Annotated in this window: 26 protein-coding genes and 1 tRNA gene; 18 read left to right on the top strand and 9 right to left on the bottom strand. The window is 61.9% G+C overall.

Annotated elements, in window-relative coordinates:
• Nucleotides 1–262: 262 nt before the first annotated feature.
• The 3 genes from rpoZ to ABIC76_RS16080 form a co-directional block, all read right to left on the bottom strand.
• Nucleotides 263–466 (bottom strand): DNA-directed RNA polymerase subunit omega, encoded by a 204-nt coding sequence (gene rpoZ / locus ABIC76_RS16090; protein WP_004630929.1) that lies wholly within the window; start codon nucleotides 464–466, stop codon nucleotides 263–265.
• A gap of 136 nt (nucleotides 467–602) precedes the next feature.
• Nucleotides 603–1,268, bottom strand: a complete 666-nt coding sequence (gmk, locus tag ABIC76_RS16085) for a guanylate kinase (RefSeq protein ID WP_027680976.1) — start codon at nucleotides 1,266–1,268, stop codon at nucleotides 603–605.
• Nucleotides 1,269–1,290: 22 nt separating this feature from the next.
• Nucleotides 1,291–2,226: a YicC/YloC family endoribonuclease gene (locus ABIC76_RS16080; protein WP_354534570.1), complete on the bottom strand. Its 936-nt coding sequence runs from the start codon at nucleotides 2,224–2,226 to the stop codon at nucleotides 1,291–1,293.
• Between the two features lie 150 nt (nucleotides 2,227–2,376).
• On the opposite strand from ABIC76_RS16080, the gene ABIC76_RS16075 reads away from it, so the two are divergent.
• The 7 genes from ABIC76_RS16075 (at nucleotide 2,377) to ABIC76_RS16045 (ending at nucleotide 8,082) form a co-directional block, all read left to right on the top strand.
• A complete protein-coding gene (locus ABIC76_RS16075) occupies nucleotides 2,377–3,402 on the top strand; it encodes a serine/threonine-protein kinase (RefSeq protein ID WP_147214659.1) in 1,026 nt (341 codons plus the stop codon).
• A 105-nt stretch (nucleotides 3,403–3,507) separates the two neighbouring features.
• Nucleotides 3,508–4,422 carry a PP2C family protein-serine/threonine phosphatase gene (locus tag ABIC76_RS16070; RefSeq protein ID WP_027680973.1) on the top strand — a complete coding sequence of 305 codons (915 nt, stop codon included), beginning with the start codon at nucleotides 3,508–3,510 and terminating at the stop codon, nucleotides 4,420–4,422.
• 104 nt (nucleotides 4,423–4,526) lie between these two features.
• On the top strand, nucleotides 4,527–5,243 hold the full coding sequence (gene rph, locus ABIC76_RS16065; protein WP_012762362.1) for a ribonuclease PH: 717 nt from the start codon (nucleotides 4,527–4,529) through the stop codon (nucleotides 5,241–5,243).
• An 11-nt stretch (nucleotides 5,244–5,254) separates the two neighbouring features.
• Nucleotides 5,255–5,860: an RdgB/HAM1 family non-canonical purine NTP pyrophosphatase gene (rdgB, locus tag ABIC76_RS16060; protein WP_354534569.1), complete on the top strand. Its 606-nt coding sequence runs from the start codon at nucleotides 5,255–5,257 to the stop codon at nucleotides 5,858–5,860.
• 7 nt (nucleotides 5,861–5,867) lie between these two features.
• Complete coding sequence (gene hemW, locus ABIC76_RS16055) at nucleotides 5,868–7,136, top strand: radical SAM family heme chaperone HemW (RefSeq protein ID WP_354534568.1); 1,269 nt, start codon at nucleotides 5,868–5,870, stop codon at nucleotides 7,134–7,136.
• 74 nt (nucleotides 7,137–7,210) lie between these two features.
• A tRNA-Ser gene (locus tag ABIC76_RS16050) sits at nucleotides 7,211–7,300 on the top strand.
• A gap of 149 nt (nucleotides 7,301–7,449) precedes the next feature.
• Nucleotides 7,450–8,082, top strand: coding sequence for a tyrosine-type recombinase/integrase (locus tag ABIC76_RS16045; RefSeq protein ID WP_354534567.1), 633 nt, complete (start codon nucleotides 7,450–7,452; stop codon nucleotides 8,080–8,082).
• Here the strand turns inward: ABIC76_RS16045 and ABIC76_RS16040 are convergent.
• Nucleotides 8,079–8,525, bottom strand: a complete 447-nt coding sequence (locus tag ABIC76_RS16040; RefSeq protein ID WP_354534566.1) for a hypothetical protein — start codon at nucleotides 8,523–8,525, stop codon at nucleotides 8,079–8,081. The two genes, ABIC76_RS16045 and ABIC76_RS16040, sit on opposite strands and share 4 nt — an antisense overlap.
• Nucleotides 8,526–8,606: 81 nt before the next feature.
• On the opposite strand from ABIC76_RS16040, the gene ABIC76_RS16035 reads away from it, so the two are divergent.
• The 6 genes from ABIC76_RS16035 to ABIC76_RS16010 all read left to right on the top strand — a co-directional run bounded on the left by ABIC76_RS16035 (nucleotide 8,607) and on the right by ABIC76_RS16010 (nucleotide 11,992).
• Entirely contained in the window at nucleotides 8,607–9,359 is a 753-nt protein-coding gene (locus ABIC76_RS16035) for a trypsin-like peptidase domain-containing protein (RefSeq protein ID WP_354534565.1), read from the top strand.
• A 53-nt stretch (nucleotides 9,360–9,412) separates the two neighbouring features.
• Nucleotides 9,413–9,607: a helix-turn-helix transcriptional regulator gene (locus ABIC76_RS16030; protein WP_354534564.1), complete on the top strand. Its 195-nt coding sequence runs from the start codon at nucleotides 9,413–9,415 to the stop codon at nucleotides 9,605–9,607.
• A 39-nt stretch (nucleotides 9,608–9,646) separates the two neighbouring features.
• Entirely contained in the window at nucleotides 9,647–10,813 is a 1,167-nt protein-coding gene (locus ABIC76_RS16025; protein ID WP_354534563.1) for a hypothetical protein, read from the top strand.
• A 290-nt stretch (nucleotides 10,814–11,103) separates the two neighbouring features.
• A complete protein-coding gene (locus ABIC76_RS16020) occupies nucleotides 11,104–11,448 on the top strand; it encodes a GrlR family regulatory protein (RefSeq protein ID WP_354534562.1) in 345 nt (114 codons plus the stop codon).
• Nucleotides 11,449–11,494: 46 nt separating this feature from the next.
• Nucleotides 11,495–11,710, top strand: a complete 216-nt coding sequence (locus ABIC76_RS16015) for an excisionase (RefSeq protein ID WP_354534561.1) — start codon at nucleotides 11,495–11,497, stop codon at nucleotides 11,708–11,710.
• Between the two features lie 63 nt (nucleotides 11,711–11,773).
• Nucleotides 11,774–11,992 (top strand): MerR family transcriptional regulator, encoded by a 219-nt coding sequence (locus tag ABIC76_RS16010; protein WP_354534560.1) that lies wholly within the window; start codon nucleotides 11,774–11,776, stop codon nucleotides 11,990–11,992.
• Nucleotides 11,993–12,323: 331 nt separating this feature from the next.
• Here ABIC76_RS16010 and ABIC76_RS16005 read toward each other — a convergent pair whose 3' ends face one another.
• Nucleotides 12,324–12,773: a helix-turn-helix domain-containing protein gene (locus ABIC76_RS16005; RefSeq protein WP_354534559.1), complete on the bottom strand. Its 450-nt coding sequence runs from the start codon at nucleotides 12,771–12,773 to the stop codon at nucleotides 12,324–12,326.
• A gap of 177 nt (nucleotides 12,774–12,950) precedes the next feature.
• Here ABIC76_RS16005 and ABIC76_RS16000 point away from each other — a divergent pair, with 177 nt between their 5' ends.
• The 5 genes from ABIC76_RS16000 (at nucleotide 12,951) to ABIC76_RS15980 (ending at nucleotide 16,418) form a co-directional block, all read left to right on the top strand.
• Complete coding sequence (locus ABIC76_RS16000; protein WP_354534558.1) at nucleotides 12,951–13,088, top strand: hypothetical protein; 138 nt, start codon at nucleotides 12,951–12,953, stop codon at nucleotides 13,086–13,088.
• A gap of 346 nt (nucleotides 13,089–13,434) precedes the next feature.
• Nucleotides 13,435–14,019 (top strand): PAS domain S-box protein, encoded by a 585-nt coding sequence (locus ABIC76_RS15995; RefSeq protein ID WP_102066461.1) that lies wholly within the window; start codon nucleotides 13,435–13,437, stop codon nucleotides 14,017–14,019.
• A 410-nt stretch (nucleotides 14,020–14,429) separates the two neighbouring features.
• Nucleotides 14,430–14,837, top strand: coding sequence for a hypothetical protein (locus tag ABIC76_RS15990; RefSeq protein WP_354534557.1), 408 nt, complete (start codon nucleotides 14,430–14,432; stop codon nucleotides 14,835–14,837).
• A 35-nt stretch (nucleotides 14,838–14,872) separates the two neighbouring features.
• Nucleotides 14,873–15,505, top strand: coding sequence for a DUF2968 domain-containing protein (locus tag ABIC76_RS15985; RefSeq protein ID WP_354534556.1), 633 nt, complete (start codon nucleotides 14,873–14,875; stop codon nucleotides 15,503–15,505).
• Between the two features lie 184 nt (nucleotides 15,506–15,689).
• Nucleotides 15,690–16,418 (top strand): ribonuclease E, encoded by a 729-nt coding sequence (locus ABIC76_RS15980; protein WP_354534555.1) that lies wholly within the window; start codon nucleotides 15,690–15,692, stop codon nucleotides 16,416–16,418.
• Between the two features lie 25 nt (nucleotides 16,419–16,443).
• Here the strand turns inward: ABIC76_RS15980 and pcp are convergent, their stop codons facing one another.
• The 4 genes from pcp to ABIC76_RS15960 form a co-directional block, all read right to left on the bottom strand.
• Nucleotides 16,444–17,091: a pyroglutamyl-peptidase I gene (gene pcp / locus ABIC76_RS15975; protein ID WP_045787284.1), complete on the bottom strand. Its 648-nt coding sequence runs from the start codon at nucleotides 17,089–17,091 to the stop codon at nucleotides 16,444–16,446.
• Between the two features lie 78 nt (nucleotides 17,092–17,169).
• The gene (locus ABIC76_RS15970; protein ID WP_354534554.1) at nucleotides 17,170–18,195 is read right to left on the bottom strand and encodes a TRAP transporter substrate-binding protein; all 1,026 of its coding nucleotides are present in this window, start codon (nucleotides 18,193–18,195) and stop codon (nucleotides 17,170–17,172) included.
• A 138-nt stretch (nucleotides 18,196–18,333) separates the two neighbouring features.
• Nucleotides 18,334–19,290 (bottom strand): DUF979 domain-containing protein, encoded by a 957-nt coding sequence (locus tag ABIC76_RS15965; protein WP_102066467.1) that lies wholly within the window; start codon nucleotides 19,288–19,290, stop codon nucleotides 18,334–18,336.
• Between the two features lie 3 nt (nucleotides 19,291–19,293).
• Entirely contained in the window at nucleotides 19,294–20,031 is a 738-nt protein-coding gene (locus tag ABIC76_RS15960; protein WP_027680962.1) for a DUF969 domain-containing protein, read from the bottom strand.
• Nucleotides 20,032–20,057: the final 26 nt, after the last annotated feature.

The following is a 20,057-nucleotide window of genomic DNA, read 5'->3' as shown; positions in this document are numbered from 1 at the left end:
GAACGACGGAAGCAGTGGAGGACCCGGAGGGGACCGTGGAAGTGCCCGACTCAGGACCGGACGACCTCGCGGACGATTCCACCGACGGCACGTTGTGTTCGTGCGCGGCGGAATGTTGGGTCCTGGGCGAAGAAGAAGCGGGCGAGGTAGGCATGCCGGGGTCTAGTGCGTTCGCGGCTTTCACATCCACGAAAGATCGCAAGAACGATCAGTGACCGAGGCAGCGTACCACGCCAGGTAATGCCAAGTAACGCGTGTCAGCTCAGGACGGAACCTTCTTGAGCATCTCGATACCGACCTGGCCCGATGCGATTTCGCGCAATGCGGTCACGGTCGGCTTGTCCTTGGCATCGACCTTGGGCGTGTGGCCCTGCACCAACTGACGGGCGCGGTACGTTGCGGCCAATGCCAGTTCGAAGCGATTCGGAATCTGTTTCAAGCAATCTTCGACGGTAATACGCGCCATGAAAACTCCACCTGGTGGCAAATCTAGTTGATCTCGATATTTTAGCAGCAGCGCAGCACTCCCTTCCGACTGCACTTGGGCACAGGCGCTACCACACTTTCACAACCGCGCTGAAAAACGCGATTGCGCTGCTGGCTCAGTGAATGCCCAGCTCGACGAACAGCTCGCCGTGGCGCGCCTTCTGGGCACCGAAGCGCAGGCGCGTGGCCTGCACCACGGTACGCAGCTCGGCCAATGCCGTATCGAACACTTCGTTGATGATCACGTAGTCGGCCTCGGGAGCGTGCGCCATCTCGGAGCCCGCCGCGAGCAGGCGGCGCACGATCACGTTGGGTTCGTCCTGACCGCGCTTCTTCAGACGATCCTCCAGCGCCGTAAGCGACGGCGGCAGGATGAAGATCTCTACGGCATTGGCGAAACGCTGGTGTACCTGCTGCGCGCCCTGCCAGTCGATCTCGAGCAGCACATCGGTGCCGGCGCGCATCTGTTCTTCGATCCACACGCGCGAAGTGGCGTAGTAGTTGCCGTGCACCTCGGCCCATTCGAGAAACTCGCCGCGATCACGGCAAGCCTTGAATTCCTCGACGGTCATGAAGTTGTATTCGCGGCCGTGCTGTTCGCCCGGACGCGGCTTGCGCGTGGTGGCCGAAACCGACAGGCGAATCGACGAATCGTGCGCCAGCAGCGCATTCACCAGCGTCGACTTACCGGCGCCGGACGGTGCCACGACCATGAACAGGCTGCCCGGGAAGTGATTCTCGATGGGGGTATCGACGGCAGAGTGCGCTTGAGAGGATGGCATGTTGTCGTTCTAGCGTTTCAAGTTATTCGAGGTTCTGGACCTGCTCGCGCATCTGCTCGATGAGCAGCTTGAGTTCCATCGATGCATCGGCCAGTTCCTTGGCGGCCGCCTTCGAACCCAGCGTGTTCGCCTCGCGGTTCAGCTCCTGCATCATGAAGTCCAGGCGCTTGCCGATCTGGCCGCCCTTTTCCAGGATGTGGCGCGTTTCGCGCAGATGCGCCTGGAGGCGCGAGAGTTCTTCGGCGATGTCGATGCGAATGCCGTAGACGGTGGCTTCCTGGCGGATGCGCTCGGAAAGCTCGTCGCGCGTCAGTGCCGGCGTGCCGTCGGGCGCTGCCAGGCCAAACGCCTCGCGCAGGCGTTCGGTCAGCTTGTCCTGATGCTGCTGGATCAGGACGGGCACCATCGGCGTGAGCTTGTCGACGATGGCCAGCATCCCGTCAGCGCGGTCCAGCAACACGGCCTTCAGTGCATCGCCTTCGCGACGGCGCGACTCCAGAAGTTGCTTGAGCGCCTCTTTGGCCGCCTCGATCACGGCGTCGCGCAGCGCGTCTTGTGTCAGCTGCGGCTCGGCGAGCACGCCGGGCCAACGCAGGATTTCACCCATGCGCAGCGAACCCGATGCCGGCAGGTAGCGCGTGACCGCCTGCTCCAGCTTGGCCAGTTGTTGCAGCAGTTCCACATTGAGCGCCGCAACATCGCTGGCGGCTTCCTGCCGCTGCAGGTTGATCCGGCATTCCAGCTTGCCGCGCGACAGTGCGCTCATCAGCATTTCGCGCAGGGCCGGCTCAAAGGCGCGGCACTCTTCCGGAGCACGGAACAGCAGATCGAGGAAGCGGGAGTTGACGGTGCGGAATTCGACCGAGACGGTAGCGACGCTGCCGCTGGGGGCGCCATGGGCATCGGTAAAGGCTGCCTGGCGTGTGGCAACGCCGTAGCCGGTCATGCTGTGGATCATGGAATCGTGGTGTGTTGTTCTTGGTCGAATCGGGAAATCCGGTGGCGGTATTTAACGCCCGGAATTGGCGGGGAATCCCCCACCTTTTGTCGCTTTACAACGTGTGGACTGGTCAGGGAGAATCCGACAGCCATTTCGCCACACAAACCCATGACAGAGTCAAAAGGCTCAGGACAGCCGCGCAGTGCCCCGTTGCCGGTCGGCACCTTGCTGTCCAATTATCGTATTGTAAAGAAGTTGGCCAGCGGGGGGTTCAGCTTCGTCTATCTTGCGACCGACGAGCATGGGACGCCGGTGGCCGTAAAGGAATATCTGCCTTCTTCGCTGGCCCGTCGCGCGCCGGGCGAATTGATTCCCGTCGTGCCTGAAGAAAGCGCGAGTGCGTTCCGCCTCGGGCTCAAATACTTCTTTGAAGAAGGCCGGTCGCTGGCCAAGATTTCGCACCCCGCTATCGTGCGCGTGCTCAATTTCTTCCGGGAAAATGGCACGGTCTACATGGTGATGACGTATGAGCAGGGTAAAACGCTGCAGGAACACATCCTCACCGCGCGCCAGCAAGGCAAGCTGAAGATGCTGCGCGAGCGCTTCATCCGCCAGGTGTTCCATGACCTGATGAGCGGGCTGCGCGAAGTCCACATCCACAAGCTGCTGCACCTCGACATCAAGCCCGGCAACATTTACCTGCGCGAAGACTTTTCGCCGATCCTGCTCGACTTCGGCGCCGCGCGGCAGACGCTCACCGCCGAGGCCTCGCGCTTCCAGCCGATGTACACGCCGGGCTTTGCCGCGCCGGAGCTGTACCGCAAGCACAACGAGCTGGGCCCGTGGACGGACATTTACAGCATCGGCGCCACGATCTATGCCTGCATGGCCGGCACGCCGCCCCAGGAAGCCACGCAGCGCGAGAAAGACGACAAGCTGGAAGAAGGCCTGGAGCGCCTGCGCAAGGTCTACACGGCCAGCCTCATCGACCTCGTCGGCTGGTGCCTGAAGATGAAGCCCGAAGAACGCCCGCAGAGCGTGTTCCGTCTGCAAAAGGTGCTGCGCGAAGAAAGCAACGCGCTGACCGAATTGCAGGCGCTGACCGCTGTCACCCAAGGCGGCCCCGTGCCAGAAGAAAAAGAGGCGTTGACGACGCGTTTCATGAGCCGTCTGTTGCGCCGCCGGGACAGTTGAGCGCCCGATTGCCGCTGACAGGCGGAGTATGATTCCAGAATGGTGCAACACTAGGCGGGACTTGCCGCTGCACCGCCTCCCTCACCGAATATTCATCTAGCCGCAATGCGATTCTCGGTTTATCAAGAAAGCAAAAAAGGCGCGCGACGCGTCAACCAGGACCGCATGGGCTACTGCTTTACGCGTGACGCCATGCTGATGGTGCTGTGCGACGGCCTGGGCGGGCACTCGCTGGGCGAAGTCGCGGCCCAGCAGGCGCTGCAGACCATGGCGCGCCAGTTCCAACGCCACGCGCGTCCGTCGATTCGCAATCCGCGTGATTTCCTGCACGAGAGCATCATGCTCGCGCACCGCGACATCCATCGCTATGCGGAGACGAACGGCCTGCCCGATGCGCCGCGCACGACCATCGTCTGCGCGCTGGCCCAGCGCGGCTCGCTGCACTGGGCGCACGCCGGCGATTCGCGCATGTACCTGATGCGCAAGGGCGAACTGGTGACGCGCACGCGCGATCACTCCAAGATCGAGAACCTGCTGCAACAAGACCGTGTGCTGCCGATGCAGGTCGCGCACCACCCCGAGCGCAACAAGATCTACAACTGCCTGGGCTCGCCCAATCTGCCGCTGATCGACATCGGCGGGCCGGTGAACCTGGAGCCGGGCGACGTGGCCATGCTGTGCTCCGACGGCCTGTGGGGCAGCGTGCAGGAAGACGAACTCATCGACACCTGCACCAGCTTCTCGGTCACGCAGGCGATTCCTGAGCTGATCGCCCGCGCGCTGCGCAATGCCGGCGACACGGCCGACAACACGACTGCCATCTCCATGATGTGGGAGCTGGATGCCGTGACCACCACGCAGGATTCGGTGCAGACCGACACCCTGCCCCTGAACGCCTTCACGACGTCGATCCTGGACGCGCCGCAAAGTGAATCGGGGTTGATGTCGGAGGAGGAAATCGAGCGCTCCATCGCGGAAATCCGCGCCGCCATCGACAAGACGAGCAATCTGACGCGCTAAGCGCCGTCGCTCAGTCCTCGCAGACCCTCCTCCGGCCCGCCCTGCCAAGCGCAGCGCGGGCCGGTATCATGTCGGGCTATCCGTTTTCTTAAGCGAGACCCCACATGCGACCCAGCGGCCGCCAGCCCGATCAACTCCGCCCTGTCACCCTCACCCGCAACTTCACGCGCCACGCCGAAGGCTCGGTGCTGGTGTGCTTTGGCGACACGCAAGTGCTCTGCACGGCCAGCGTGCTGCCCAAGGTGCCGCCCCACAAGAAAGGCAGCGGCGAGGGCTGGGTGACAGCCGAATACGGCATGCTGCCGCGCTCGACCCACACGCGCTCCGACCGCGAGGCCGCACGCGGCAAGCAGACCGGCCGCACGCAGGAGATCCAGCGCCTGATCGGCCGGGCGATGCGCTCGGTGTTCGATCTGCGCGCGCTCGGCGAGCACACGCTGCACCTCGACTGCGACGTGCTGCAAGCCGACGGCGGCACGCGCACGGCCAGCATTACCGGCGCGTTCGTCGCGGCATATGACGCAGTCTCGGTCATGCGCGAAAAGGGTCAGTTGGTCGGCAACCCGATCCGGGATTTCGTGGCCGCCGTATCGGTGGGCGTGGTCGACGGCGTACCGGTGCTCGACCTGGACTACCCCGAAGACTCGGCGTGCGATACCGATATGAACGTCGTCATGACGGGCAGCGGCGGCTTTGTGGAAGTGCAAGGCACCGCAGAAGGCACGCCGTTCTCGCGCGCTGAAATGGATGCATTGCTGGGCCTGGCCGACCAAGGCATCCGCACGCTGATCGGCCTGCAGAAGCAGGCGCTGGGCCTCTGAGCGACACGGCCATGCGCAAGATCGTCCTCGCATCGAACAACGCCGGGAAGCTGGCCGAATTCAACGCGCTGCTGGGCACCCTCGGGTTCGACGTGACGCCGCAAGGCGCGCTCGGCATTCCCGAGGCGGAGGAGCCCTATGCGACCTTCGTTGAAAACGCGCTCACCAAGGCACGCCACGCGAGCCGTGCGTCCGGCCTGCCCGCGCTGGCAGACGACTCCGGCATCTGCGTGCATGCCCTGGGCGGCGCGCCGGGCGTGTATTCCGCGCGCTACGCACAACTGGCGGGCGAGCCCAAATCGGATGCCGCCAACAACGCCCGCCTCGTCCGCGAACTGGCCGGCAAGGCCGACCGCGGCGCGCATTATGTTTGCGTGCTCGTCTACGTGCGCCACGCCGATGACCCGCAGCCGATCATTGCCGAAGGCAACTGGTTTGGCGAGGTGATCGACACACCGCGCGGCGACGGCGGCTTCGGCTACGACCCGTACTTCCTGCTGCCCGACCTCGGCAAAACCGCCGCCGAGCTGACCAAGGCCGAGAAGAACAGCGTGAGCCATCGTGCACAAGCCCTCGCGCAGCTCGTCGAACGGCTGCGCACCTTTGAAAACGCGTGACGTTCCGATGATTCCGATTCACCCCGCCGGCGCAGCCAAGACGCCCTCCGCGACCGCCGCTGAAACCGGTGACAAGGTCACCTCCGCCTTCCTGCAGCCGGGCAAGATCAGCCTACCGGCCTCGCCGCCGCTGTCGTTGTACGTGCACGTGCCGTGGTGCGTACGCAAGTGTCCGTACTGCGATTTCAACTCGCATGCGGAGCCGGAACAGGGCATCCCGGAGGAGCGTTTTCTGGCCGCCGTGCGGCAAGACCTGGAAGCCGCGCTGCCGATGGTGTGGGGCCGGCATGTACACACGATCTTCATTGGGGGCGGCACGCCGAGCTTGTTGTCAGCGCAGGGGCTGGACCGACTGCTGTCGGACATCCGCATGCTGCTGCCTGTTGACGCCGACGCCGAGATCACGATGGAGGCCAACCCCGGCACCTTCGAGGCCGAACGCTTCCGCAGCTATCGCGCCAGCGGCGTGAACCGCCTGTCGATCGGCATCCAGAGCTTCAACGACGCGCACCTGCAGGCGCTGGGCCGCATCCACAGCGCCGCTGAAGCGCGCGCCGCCATCGACATCGCCCGCGCGCACTTCGACAACATCAACCTCGACCTGATGTTTGCCCTGCCCGGCCAGACGCTGGCCGAGTGCGAGGCCGACGTGGAGGCCGCGTTGTCATTCGATACGAACCACGTGTCGCTGTACCACCTGACGCTGGAGCCAAACACGTACTTCGCCAAGTACCCGCCCGCGCTGCCGGATGACGACGCGGCGTTTGCAATGCAGGACTGGATCCACGCGCGGTTGGCGGCGGCAGGCTACGAGCACTACGAGGTGTCGGCATACGCCAAGGCCGGCAAGCGCTGCAAGCACAATCTGAACTACTGGCAATTCGGCGATTACCTCGGCATCGGCCCCGGTGCGCACGGCAAGCTCAGCTTTCCGCACCGGGTCATCCGCGAGATGCGGCACAAGCATCCGGACACCTATCTACGTCAGACCGAGACTGCCGGGGGTGCGGCCGTCATGCAGGAGCAGCGCGAAGTCGACGCTGCCGACCTGCCGTTCGAATTCATGCTCAATGCGCTGCGCCTGACCGACGGCTTCCCCGTCACGCTGTTCCAGGAACGCACGGGCCTGCCGCTGCGCTCGATCGAGCGGCAGCTCGATGCCGCAGAGCAGCGCGGTTTGCTCACGCGCGACCATGTCGCCATCCGCCCGACCGAGCTGGGGCAGCGATTCCTCAACGATTTGCAGTCATTGTTCTTGGCCGACGACGAAAACTGACGGTACCCGGTGCCAAGTTTCGCCAGGTACCGTTACAATGGCGCCCTTGCTCGCAACGAGCAGCGCAGTACGAAGGAAGCGTGGCCGAGTGGTTTAAGGCAGCAGTCTTGAAAACTGCCGATGGGGTGACCCATCCGTGAGTTCGAATCTCACCGCTTCCGCCATCTAGCCATCCGCAGGCGTCCGACAGATTCCGAAAAAGACCGAAAGAACCGCGCAACCACGCCGTTTTGGGGGTATTTCTCTTCTTGCGGCGTCTGACCGCCTCCGACACAATCCGCCTATCAAACAGGGGTGAGAATGGGGGTTGGAAATGGCGGCACGACAGCTTCATAGGCTGACAGCGCTCAAAATCAGCAAGTTGGATGCTCCGGGTCAGTACCCCGACGGCGGCAACCTCTATTTTCAGATTTCACAGACGGGTTCCCGTTCCTGGATCTTCAAATTCACGCTCCGCGGGAAGTCTCGCGAAATGGGGTTGGGACCCCTGTCCGCAGTCTCGTTGGCTGCTGCGCGCGCCGAGGCTGCACAGTGCCGAGATCTCCTTCGGGATGGAATCGATCCGATTGAAGCCCGAAAAGCCGAGCACAGGAAACGGGCCTTGGAAACCTACGGGCCACGAGTCTTCAAGGCGGCAGTCTCGGACTACATCACCAAGCATCGCGCCGGCTGGAAGAACGCCAAACATGCCCAGCAGTGGGAAAACACGCTTTCCACCTATGCGGGCCCCATTCTTGACGCCCAGGACGTGCGCGACATCGACACGGCCATGATCGTGCGGGTGCTGCAACCGATCTGGATCGCAAAGCGCGAAACAGCGTTCAGGCTGCGCGGATGTCTGGAATGCATCCGCCGCAAGTTGATGAGCGACTGGGCACGCTTCTGTGCTGGTGAGAGCGCGACGGTCATTCCCCTGCCCGCCAAAGCGCAGTCGAACCTCGGCTAGCGCTGGCAAAGCACCGTCTCAATGGCAGCCCGGAGAGCTTCCGGATATGCTTTGCCGCTGGCTTCTGGGTGGGCGGCAATATACGAAAGGTAGGCTTGGCGCAGTCGCTCGGGCGCTTCAAAGCTGTCGTCGACGGAACAGCGCGCGCGAGGCAGGATGGCGCCCGCTCTACGCTGCATGTCTTTGCCGCCTTCGACGAGCATCATCACCTGCTTGTCGTCCAGATAGACACGCATTAGTCCTTGGTACGTGCCTTCGACAAAACCGTCGCGGTATGCGCCCAACATCATCCCGCATACTGCCCAGTCGAAGCTGCTACTGTTCACCGTGGTCAGAGGCCCCCCATTGCGGCAGCGCTGCGCCAGTTCGCCCGCGTTCATGGCAGCGTGAGCGAATGGTGTGAACCCTAATAGAAACAGCATTACCCAAATTCGTGCGCGCATACCTTTTGCCTCGGAAAAGTGACTGGCCAGTGTGGCACACCACTTCACAAGCTTCCACCTACCTTTTTGCTCAACCGCACCATGCCAAGTATCGAACAGCCTTCCGTTCAATCGCTGCTGATCAGAATGCGGTTCAACGATCAGCAGTTGTCGACCGGCACAGCCTTTGTCGTAATGGGCAGGACCGGCCGATGGCACCTAATCACGAACCGACACAACGTTACTGGCCGCCATCAAGATACTGGGGCGCCGCTGTCATCAACAGGTGGGATTCCAAATAACATCGTCATTGTCCACAACCGCCTTGCCCGGCTGGGCGAATGGATTGAGAAGACAGAGGATCTCCACGACCAGCACGGCTCTCCTAGATGGATAGAGCATCCAACCCTCGGGGCGCGCGCTGACTTTGTCGCGCTACCACTCACTCAAACCCAAGGCGTCTCGTTTTTCCCGTACGACCCGGGCAACCCTGGGCAAAATATCAAAGTCGGGCCCGCTGATCCCGTTAGCGTCATCGGGTTTCCTTTTGGCTTGTCAGCAGGGGGCGCATTTCCGATATGGGTTACCGGCACGCTCGCGTCCGAGCCCGATGTGGATTACGACAATTTTCCCCTCGTGTTGATTGATTGCAGAAGTCGGCCTGGACAATCCGGCTCTCCCGTACTGGCTTACCGACCTGGGGGCATGATCAGAATGGCCGATGGAAATACGAACGTCTTCAATGGACCAGTTGCCCGCTTCATTGGAATTTACAGCGGCCGCATCAACGAGCAATCGGATATTGGTCGCGTGTGGAAAGCGAGCGCTATCGCGGAGCTGGTCCACGCCCTTTAGCACACCCAGGGGCGAGCGACGCCCCTAGAAGAGTAGCTGTCAACGAATTGCCCATGAACGCCATCAAGATCAAACGTGTTGCTGAGAACGTTTCGCTGGGCCAATCCACCATCTACCGGTGGATCAACGAACGAAAATTCCCTAAGCCATTCGACATTGGCGGCAATCAGAAGAGGTGGCTGGAGGAGGACATCGATACGTGGCTCGCTGAGAAAGCGGGTAAGCCCTGGCCGCCGGAAAACTCATAACGTCGCCATCCTCTCAGCTATCGTTCAGGAACGCTCCCCATGATCGAATCCCAAACCCTCACGCGCCCCCAACTCTACGAGGCGGTCTGGTCCAAGGCGATGACGAAGGTGGCGGCCGACTTCGGTCTGTCCGACAACGGGCTAAGGAAAATCTGCAAGCGGTACAACGTGCCCTACCCCCCGCGGGGATACTGGGCCAGGCTGGAAGCGGGGAAGCCTGTGAAGCGTACTCGTCTGCCACAACCTAGCAAGGAAGAGAGCATTCGCGTCGCCCCCTCCGGCGTGGTGCTCGGCCCCAGGCCTGACATCACCAAGATTAAGCCGACCCTTGAAAGCATCGTTGTCGTACAGGCGTCATCGCTCGAAAGCGCCCATTCTTTGGTGAAGTCCACACAAGCGGCATTGGAACGAGCGGACAAGCGTATTCGCGATCAAAAGACACGTGCCGTTCGGAAACCATGGGAGCCCAATTTTGGGGGCATTGAGGTGATGCGTCTAGATGACCGCGGTAGACGTGTTCCCGATGGAAAAGCGCTGGAATGCTTGGTCTCGCCGCCCTTACGCGAGCGAGCACTGCTGATATGGGAAAGTATCATTCGCACAGGAGAGGCGTGCGGACTTTCATTCAAGGTTGCAGACCGAACCACCGTAGAAGGCTACGGGGGCTCAGCAACACTCGGCCTGTATGAAATAGTCACGAAGGCCGACCGTAAGCCTGAACAGTTCTTCCGAGACAATGTCTTGACTGGCACCCTCCGAATTGTCTGCGACGGGACAGATTGCCCCGCGATCAAGGTCACCGACGAAAAGGGCAACCCCCTAGAAGAGCAGTTGCACAGCCTGATCACCAAGATCGTCAAGGCGCTTGCTGGCATGAAAGAACGACGCGAGGCTCGTTTGCAGCGAGAGGAAGAGAATCGCCGACGCTGGGAAGAACAGAGGCAAGTCGAGGAAGATCGGCAGGAGCAAAGACGCATGGCTGCGGAGGAGGCAGCTCGGGAACGAGAGCGACGAGAACAACTGGCGCAGGAAGCCGGTCGTTGGGTTCAGGCTCAACAAATCAGAGACTATGTTGCCGCGGTGAAGTGCAGCGACATAAGCCGTCAGAATTCTATGGCCACCGATGAATGGTTGAACTGGGCACAAGGCGTCGCCGACTCTCTCGATCCCCTCCCCTCTCGACTTCGCTCGATCACAAAGCAGTAATTCCAGAGCCAGCCATGGTGCGCTACGTGACCAGATCGGCATCAACGTCGGTTGGATTGAGTCCGAAGTCCAAGCCTGGATCGACGAGCAGATTGCCGCATCGCGCGGCATCACATCGGGAGATTAGTAGACAGCCCTGCAACCTTGGCGCTCTGTGCCATGTTCACACTTGATCTAACGCAAAGGCCCGTACGCGGGCCTTTGTCTATTTGCCTCCGCTGGTTTCCCGTTGGATGGTCGCTGCACTATTCTGCTTCGGCCAGCAATCCGCTGGCTTAAGGGAGGGAGATATGAGCATCGATGGATGGTACAAAGTCCAATTCGGAGCTGCGCTACGTGGCGCAGGAGGAATCATCAGGCTGCGTAATGGAGACATTGCTGGTGCCGACGATCAGTATCTGTATGAAGGCAGTTACAAGCTTTCAGGTGACCAAATTTCTGCGAAGATCATTGTCGCAGCGTACGCGCCCAATGCCATCTCTGTGTTCAATACGCATGGCCGCCAGTTTGAGTTGAACCTCACTGGATCCTATCAAGCATCCGCGTTCGTTCTGCATGGCAAGTCGCCAGTCGGCGGTGCAGACATCCATGTGGCCGGCACACAGATCGGACCATTGCGGCTAACTACAGCATAGGGAAGGAAGTCGGCCGCTCCGATGGCGCGGCCGCCCCAAGAATCCGATGAAGATCACTCTGGCGAAGTGGGCGGAACGGAACTTCGATTCGCCGCCACATATCAGCACGCTACGAGCATGGGCCCGCGATGGAAAGATCTATCCACCACCGCTGAAGGTCGGCAGGACGTACTACGTTGCCGACGACGCTGTGCACATAAGCGAGTACGAACGGGGCCCCCGACTCGTTCATCGCCTGGGGCTTGAGAAATTCCCGAAGTAGGACGGCTTGAGTTCTATTGGACGCGCGCCTTGGTGCGATAAGAGCCACAACTGGAGGCAGAACGTGGAAGGAAACGCTCTTGAAATTGCATTCTATGCTGTGCGTCTGTATGCAGAAACACACCCGCGGCCGCCCCAAGTGACCCAAGGACAGGCCGCCGAGATGCTCGGTATCAGCCGCTGGACGGTCGCCAAGATGGTTGAGACAGGCAAACTCCGCCTCAACAAATGCGGCCGGATTCCCATTGAACAGATCGACAAGCTGCTCGCCACCGACTCCTGAGACGCGAGCAGAGAAGCACGGGACCGATCCAAGCCAGATACAGCTAGGCCCCGCGAAGAGATAGTTCATTGAAGGTTGTCACCACCACGCCCGAGAAAAAGCCCGCATTCGCAAGCTTTTTCGTTTCGACACAAGAATGCGTACGTGCTGCGCCGTCCCGGAGGCACTCATTGCAACTGGGGTGAAAACAGGGGTCGAGGTTGACTTACTATGCGAGACCCAAACCCAGCAAGGGTTGGCCCGACGTGTTTGTCCCCCACCGCTTCCGCCAGCCCTTGGTTCCAAGGCGCTCCAGATTTCTCCCCACTCTTTTCCAGCCCGCGCCGCTTTGTCAGTGCCGCGCCGTGGGCCACAGCACATCGGCGTCTTCTCCGAGCGCCTTGGCAATGGCAAGGCGAACGCGCTTCGCTCCATTGCCCGCGATAGAAGACGACAGCAATTGCGGCGTGACGTCGTCCAAACCCAGTTTTTCCGAGAGCCCACGCAGCGTTGTCTTCCCGAAGCGCTCTTCAAGGAGACGTTTAACGAGTGAAACAGCGCGAGAAGCTTCACGAGGATCAGACGGCAGTCCCCCTGCCGGGTTTCTCTTCTTGCGCTCTTTCGGCTTGATGGGGAGATCGACCGATTGAGGGAGAGGATTCTCGGCCATGGAGCGGCCCAGATTTGCTAACGCTTCGGCTACGTTTCGCCCGGTGCTGGAGCACATCGCGTCCGGCGCCACCAACACCGCAAAATAATTGCCGCGATCTTGGTACAACCTGACCTTGCAAATCAAGTCCATATGTTTCGAGCGTTAAAACAAAATAGTTCTATTTCTTATTCTTTTGTGGAATGAAATAACCCGGCGGCGCGCTGTCATGCCCCGTTGGCAACGCCCGGACACGAGCACTACCCCAAGCCCCGAGGGGCTTGAGGCAGGCCGAGCGCGTAAAGACACTCCCCGTTCTTCGAAGTAGGTATGACTCGTTTTTATATGGCCTTCACCAATCATCTGATTGGTGATCACCTGCGCATCAACGCCAAGCAATATCGCCGGAATGCCAGCTCGAAAAAACAGGGTGAATTAGCTCACCCTGTTCCTCCGAAGCTGGCCTGACCTGTTGATAGGCCAAGCGACTTGCTGCTTTCCCCGTTGCCCGCCCTGCGTCGGCTCCATGGAACCGCGCGGGCGCTGAACTTTTTTATCAGGCGTGATGCCGATGCCGAATATTGTCGGAAACGATAACAGACGCTATTCTGGCTGGCACCCTGCTAATTAGAGGGTAGGAACGTGCCGGCAGACGCCGTTTATGCGAGCCAGAGTGCGGGCAAATGGGGCAGAGTCGCGGTAATCGCAACCTAGTGCAACCGCTTGTCGCCGTCTGAAGATGGCGACCAAACCCTGTAATGCTCACCGGCGCCTTCCCATCGGTTCTTTGTATTGCAACCCACCGCTGACGACCATGGAAGCCCTCAAGGATGTAAGCGCAATTGCTTTGGCCAATAGTCTTCCGGATGGCGTCTTTCTGGTCGACGAGCGAGGGCGGATCCGTCACGCCAATGCTGCGTGGGAAGACATTCTTGGTTACCGCCCCTCCGACCTGCTTGGGCAAACCATGCTGGAACTCGTGGCGCCTGACGATCGCGACAGAACGCAAAGGCAAGCGGGTCGTGTTCAGGCTGGCGTCAAGTGCACCGGATTTGAGAATCGCTATCGGCACCAGTCGGGCGCCGATGTTCATTTGTCGTGGTCCGCACAGTGGAACGTGGAGCATCGACTGCGCATCGGTGTGGCGCGTAACGTCACCGCGGCGAGGACGCTTGCGGAGCCCAGTCCGTTGGCGCAACTGCAGGCGCGTCTTGCGCCTCACGAATCCCGGGTATTGCAGCTGTTGTTGACGGAGGCCGCGGAAAAACAGATTGCAGAACAGCTCGGTCTAGCCACATCGACCACGCACTCTTACATCACGAGCGTCTATCGCAAGTTCGGTGTGCGTGGCCGCGCGGGGCTGATGAGCCTGTGGCTCAAAGAGATGCAGAACCGCTGATCCTCGCTTTACTCATGGTCGGGCTTTGGTAGAGGAGCGCTTGCGCTCACCGGTTACCTACGACACCGGCACGCCAACTCTGCCTTGTGCCCGGCCACCCCGCTCGATATCACAGCATCGTTGCATCACCATCTGGCACAAATAGCGCGTGCCCCCTGCGCTATACTGCCGCCCGTCACGCACACAACGTGACCTCGGATTGGCGTCCGAGAGCAGATACAGGCGGGTAACCGCCGGCTGGCGGTTTTTTTACGCCCGTTCATCAAGCGCCTCCTATGGCCGGGCCTTGGTGAGGGAGCGCTTGCGCTCGCCGGTTTCCTGTATCGCCGGTACGCCAACCTTGCCTTGTGCCCGGCCACCCCGATTGGCGTCGGGGTTCGGGTACCTAGACCCGATACAGGAGCATCGAAATGCGCCACGCCCTTGCTTGCCGAGAGGACACGCACTCCCCTTTCCCAGATACGCGCAGCAAACGCAGCGACGGGACTGAGCCGCTTCAACAGCAACGAGCCGAGCTTGTACGAGCGTTGGCAGCGGCCGAAGCATCCGTAAGAACATTCCCCATCGGCTCATTGCAACAGGCCAACGCACGGGCCCGCGTCACGCGTTTGCAGAGAGAATTGCGGCGCTTGAAAGCCGCCCTTGGCACGTCGAAGCGGCATCAGGACGTCGGCGACTTCCTGATCGAGATGTTCCGCGAGCGCGTCTCATTCAGCGAATGGCAGTGCATCGTGGCCGAGGCGCGACGCCGCCATGATTCAAAGGCGACGGAAGGTCAAATCGGTACGCTCGCTGCGGGGCCGGGCGCACAAAGCTGATATAGTCGCGTCGCCTCCGATTTCTGAACTTTGCGATGTCTCTCGTACTCCGCCGAACCGTCCTCACGTTCGTTGCCGCAGCCTCGGTTGCGGCCGCCGGCCTCGTCCACGCGCAAGCCAGTGCACCACAAGCGCCGGCAGTGTCCACGGCTGCGTCGGGCGGCACCGTCGCTGAACTGCAGCAATTGCTGGCGCAGAAGCGCCTGACCGAACTGCGCACGACCTACAACGGCGACTACGGCACGAGCCTGCTGCTGGTCAACGAAGACACCACGGCCTACGTCGCCTTGTCGTATCGCAAAGAACTGTGGCGTGTGTACAAATTTGCGTCGGTCGCTCCGGCCGAGGGCGCGTACGAAACGCTGGCCGGCCAGACCCGTACCTGGGCCGAAGACGATCTGCGCCGCGCCGTCACGGCGGGCCAGAAGGCGCAACTGGAGCGCGAAGCCCAGGCGGCCCAGCAGCGCGCCGCATCGCTGAGCCAGGAAGTGCGCATCATGCAGGCGCAGCGCCAGAAAATGCTGACCGAACAGCAAACCATGCGTCAGGAAACGAAGGCGCTGGACATCGAGCGGCGCGCGTACCAGACCCAGGTCGAATCGCTGCAGCAGCAGATCCGCTTGCTGGAAAAACAGCTCAACGATCCGCACTGGTCGCCGGCGCCGTAAAGGTCTGCGGCATTCACCTTCCTGGCCTGGCGCAGCTGCGGCGGGCCAGCGACCTCTCCGCCTTTGATGCAGCACGCATCGACTTAAGACCAATCTGATCGACCACCGTCCATCTGCCGCTTAGCATGGCGCCTGCTCGCGCAGCCAGCCTGGATGCGCGCTGCGGCCATCAGCGGAGACGGACTTGGAATCCCCCAACTTCATCATCGACGGACACCTGCGCCTACCGGGCTTGGTGCGTATGCCGCCGCCCTTCGGGCCTGCACTCGACAGCGCGCAACCCAGCGCCGCGACACAGGTGAGCGCATCGTCCGATCCGGTCGCTCACACGTGCGGTGACGCCGGTACAGCCCGCCATGGGCAGTGGCGTCAACGCATGACTGCGCTGTCGATTGGCATGGCATGCACGTTGGCGGCCGCGTTGCTTGGCTGGCAGACCGGGCAGCATCGGCAGCCCGCCGCCCAGATTGATCACCCAACCGTGGCCGCAATCGCCCAGCAGACCGTACCGCCCCTTTCGCTCGAACATGCTCCGGCATCACCGGCGGCGTCGACGGAAACCAAGGAAGCCACGGAATCCGAGGTCGTTGCCACAACGGTAGCCAACGTGGTCCAGGCGCCCGACGTGGTGTTCGACGAAACGGAAGTCGCCACGCCGGTCATCGTCGCAGCACCGCCGGCCGTAACGCAATTGCCGGCGAAACCGAGGCGACCGCGCCCCGTGGTGCAGGCCGCCGTGGCCGCGTCGACGCCGCCGAAGTGGCAGCGCTCGCGCGTATTGCACGACGAAGCGCCAGCGGCCATCGAAGTCGAGTGGGCAACGGCCGAGACGGCGCCGATCACCTCGGCCTATGCAGAGCCGGGCACGCCAGTGCGCATCGAACTGCAACGGCATACGCGCTTCACGGACTGACCGGAGCGCGTGCCGCCACGCCGGCTCAGTGCAGCTGGCCGCCCGTTTCGCGTACGTCGTGCAGCGTGCGCAGCGTTGTCTCGATGGCGATGCGCAGCCCGGCGACGATGGTGTCGTGCGCCATGCTCGGTTGCCCCGGGTGCTTGGCGGCCTGCGACGGCAGATACGGAATGTGGATGAAGCCGCCGCGCGTGGGCAGCTTGTGGCGGGCGATGGCGTGCATCAACCCATAGAAGACGTGATTGCAGACAAAGGTGCCCGCCGTCTGCGAGACGGACGCGGGAACGCCGCCCGCACGCAGTTCGCGCACGATGGTCTTGATCGGCAGCGTTGAAAAATACGCTGCCGGCCCATCACTCGCGATGGCGATATCGATCGGTTGCTTGCCGGCGTTATCGGCAATGCGCGCATCGTCGACATTGATGGCGATGCGCTCGACAGCCATCTCGGCACGGCCACCGGCCTGCCCCACGGCGATCACCACATCCGGCTGCAGCGTTTGCAGCAACTTGCCAAGCACTTTGTTGGACTCGCCAAAGATGGTCGGCAACTGGCGCGCGACGATGTCGGCCCCTGCGATTCCCTGGCCATCGAGGGTGCGTACGGCTTCCCACGACGGATTGATGGGTTCGTTCTCGAACGGATCGAAACCGGTGACGAGGACGGTAGGCATGACGTTCTCCTGCTTGCTGCGTAAGACAAAAACGATGATAAACGTCCGTCGAACATCATGCCCAAGCGCGTTGCGGCGTCAGTTTGCCTTGCTGCGCTTGTTCTCGAAGTTCAACAGGATGTCGACTTCTTCCGTGCCCGCGGTGTGCAGCCATTCACGCGTCAGACGCTCCCCCAGGCGGCGCATGTCGCCTTGCAGGGTCACGTCGGGATTGAGCACGCGCACGCCGGTCTTGGCGAGTTCGGCTTCATCGCGCTCGTAGGTCTGGCGGCTGGAATCCCAACCGCGCGTTTCGTAATCCTTGGCGAGCTTCAGCACCGTCTGCTGCATTGCGGGCGGGAGCTTGGCAAAGCGCGCTTCGTTCACGAACACGGCGTTCTTGGGAATCCACGCATTGACCTTGTAGTAGTAGGTCATGCGCTGGCCGGCCTTCGTCTCCAGACCGGTGGACGGCGAGGTGACCATGGTGTCGATGCGGCCACCGGCAATCGCGGCGGTCAGATCGGCGGCTTCCACCTGCACGGCCTGCGCGCCATACAACTCGGCAATGCGCTTTTGCGCCGCGTTATACGTGCGCAAACGATGTCCCTTCAGGTCAGACAAACGGGCAATCGGTGTTTCGGAATACAGGTTCTGTGGCGGCCAGGGCACGGCGTACAGCAGACGCAATCCGTTGGCCTTCATCAACGCTTCGATGTGGCTGCGCGAGGCATCCCACAGCAGGCGCGCATCGTTGTAGCCCGATACCACGAAGGGAATCGAATCCACACCGAACAGCGGATCGCGCTGCGCCAGCGTCGACAACATCACTTCGCCCGCCTCGGCCTTGCCTTCCTTGACGCCGTCAAAGATGGCGGCCGGCTTGAGCAGCGTGCCGTTCGGATAGACCTCAAGCTTGAGCCCGCCATTGGTGGCGCTGCTGACGGCACTTGCGAAGGCCTGCAGGTTTTGCGTATGGAAATTGAGGGCCGGATACGGCGTGGCCACTCGGAGCGTTTCCGCACGGGCTTGCGCGGCGGAAATCAACGACAGCGCGCTGGCTGCGAGAACACAAAAAAAGCGGCGTCCCGACATGGAACGGCCGCTCGTCATCTGGCTGCTCATGAATCCCCCCGGAGAAGAGCACGATGCGAGGTCTACGACCGCGTGCCCTTGTCTCGCGGGCAGCGACCGCGCTCGGTGGCGTCTGCCGGCTGAGAACCGCCAGCGTGACGCGCACCGCACGCGTCGCATTAAACACGATTAGTGAAGCATCAGGAAGTACAAGAGCACGATATTGGCTGCAAGCAACAGTAGCGCGGTCGGGACTTGCGCTTTGATCACAGCGTTCTTATCGGACAACTCCAACAGCGCGGCGGGCACGATATTGAAGTTCGCCGCCATCGGGGTCATCAGCGTGCCGCAGTAGCCCGAGAACATGCCGATCGCCGCCATCACGGCGGGGTTGGCATGGAACACGCCCACCAGAATGGGCACCCCCACCCCGCCCGTCATGACCGGGAACGCCGCAAAGCCGTTGCCCATGATGACGGTGAACAACGCCATGCCCACGCAATAGACGATGACCGCGACGAGGCGATAGTCCATGTTGATGTAGGCGGTGGTCAGGTGCGCCACGGCCTTGCCCACGCCGGCATCGGCAAAGACGAGACCCAGCATGGCCAGCATCTGCGGCAGCACCAGCGCCCAGCCGAGCGACTCCGTCAGCCGACGCGACTCACGCATGGCCTGCACCGGCGTGTCACGCGTCAACCAGCACGCCAGCGCCAGCGAGATGATGCAGCCCAGGCCCAGCGAGACGAAGGTCTGGTTCTTCGGATCGAGCAGCAAATCGCCGCCGATCTTCACGTCCTTCAGGAACACGCTGCCGATGACGGTGACCAGGGGAATGGTCAGCGCCGGAATGAAGAGGCGGTTGCCCAGGCGCTTGGCGGATGCGCGGCGCTCTTCCGCCGGCAGTTCACCGTGCTTGCCCAGCGTCACGCCGCCCGTGCCGGCCAGCAGTGCCATCACCACGGCACCCACGCCCACCACGATCGGCGGGAGCTTGTCGCCAACGAGGAAGATGACGGCGAAGATCGCCCAGAACAGGCCCGTGGTCCAGCGGCGCGGGTGGTCCTTGTCGGCAAAGGTCATCAGCGCGGTGATCGTCAGGATGATCCCGGCCAGCCAGTACAGATAGTTGATCGACAGAATCATGGCTTACCCCTGCTTGGCCGCAGCCGTGTTGGTATTGCCGGCGGCGCCCCGCTGGTTACCCATTTCCCGGGCAAGCCAGCCGTCCAGGCGCTTGAGGCGCACCGAGTGGATCAGGAACGCACAGACCGCAGTCGGGATGCCCCATACGGCGATATGCAGCGGTTCCACGTCGATGCCCGAGCCGAGCAGGAACGTGTGCATCAGCGCGATGGCGCCGAAGGCCACGAAGATGTCTTCGCCGAAGAACAGGCCGACGTTGTCGGTGGCGGCGCAGAAGGCCAGCAGGCGTTCACGCACCGGCGCCGGCAGCTTGCCGAAACGGTTCTCGGCAGCGCCTTCTGCCATCGGTGCCAGCAGCGGACGCACCATCTGCGGATGACCACCGAGGCTCGTCAGACCGGCAGCTGCCGTCAGCTCGCGCACGGCGAGGTAGACGATCAGCAGACGGCCAACCGTGGCCGATTGAATGCGCGCGATCCAGTTCTGCGCGTGTTCACGCAAGCCGTGGCGCTCGAGCAGGCCCACCACCGCGAGCGGCAGCAGGATGATCAGCGGCAACGTCCGCGTCTTGATGATGCCCGTCCCGATCGCCGTCAGGATTTGTTCGATGGACATCGATGCCGCAAAGCCGGTGGCGATGGCGGCCACGGCCACCACCAGCATCGGATTGAATCGCAGGATGAACCCCGCGATGATGACGACCACCCCGATCAGCGGCCATAGATTCACTGCCGTACCCATGTGGTGCTTCCCCCCAAGTTAATAAA

The organism is Ralstonia sp. 1138, from assembly GCF_040544795.1.
GTDB classification, from domain to species: domain Bacteria; phylum Pseudomonadota; class Gammaproteobacteria; order Burkholderiales; family Burkholderiaceae; genus Ralstonia; species Ralstonia flatus.
Note: the sequence above shows the minus strand (reverse complement) of the source record. Positions and strands in the feature narration are given on the sequence as shown.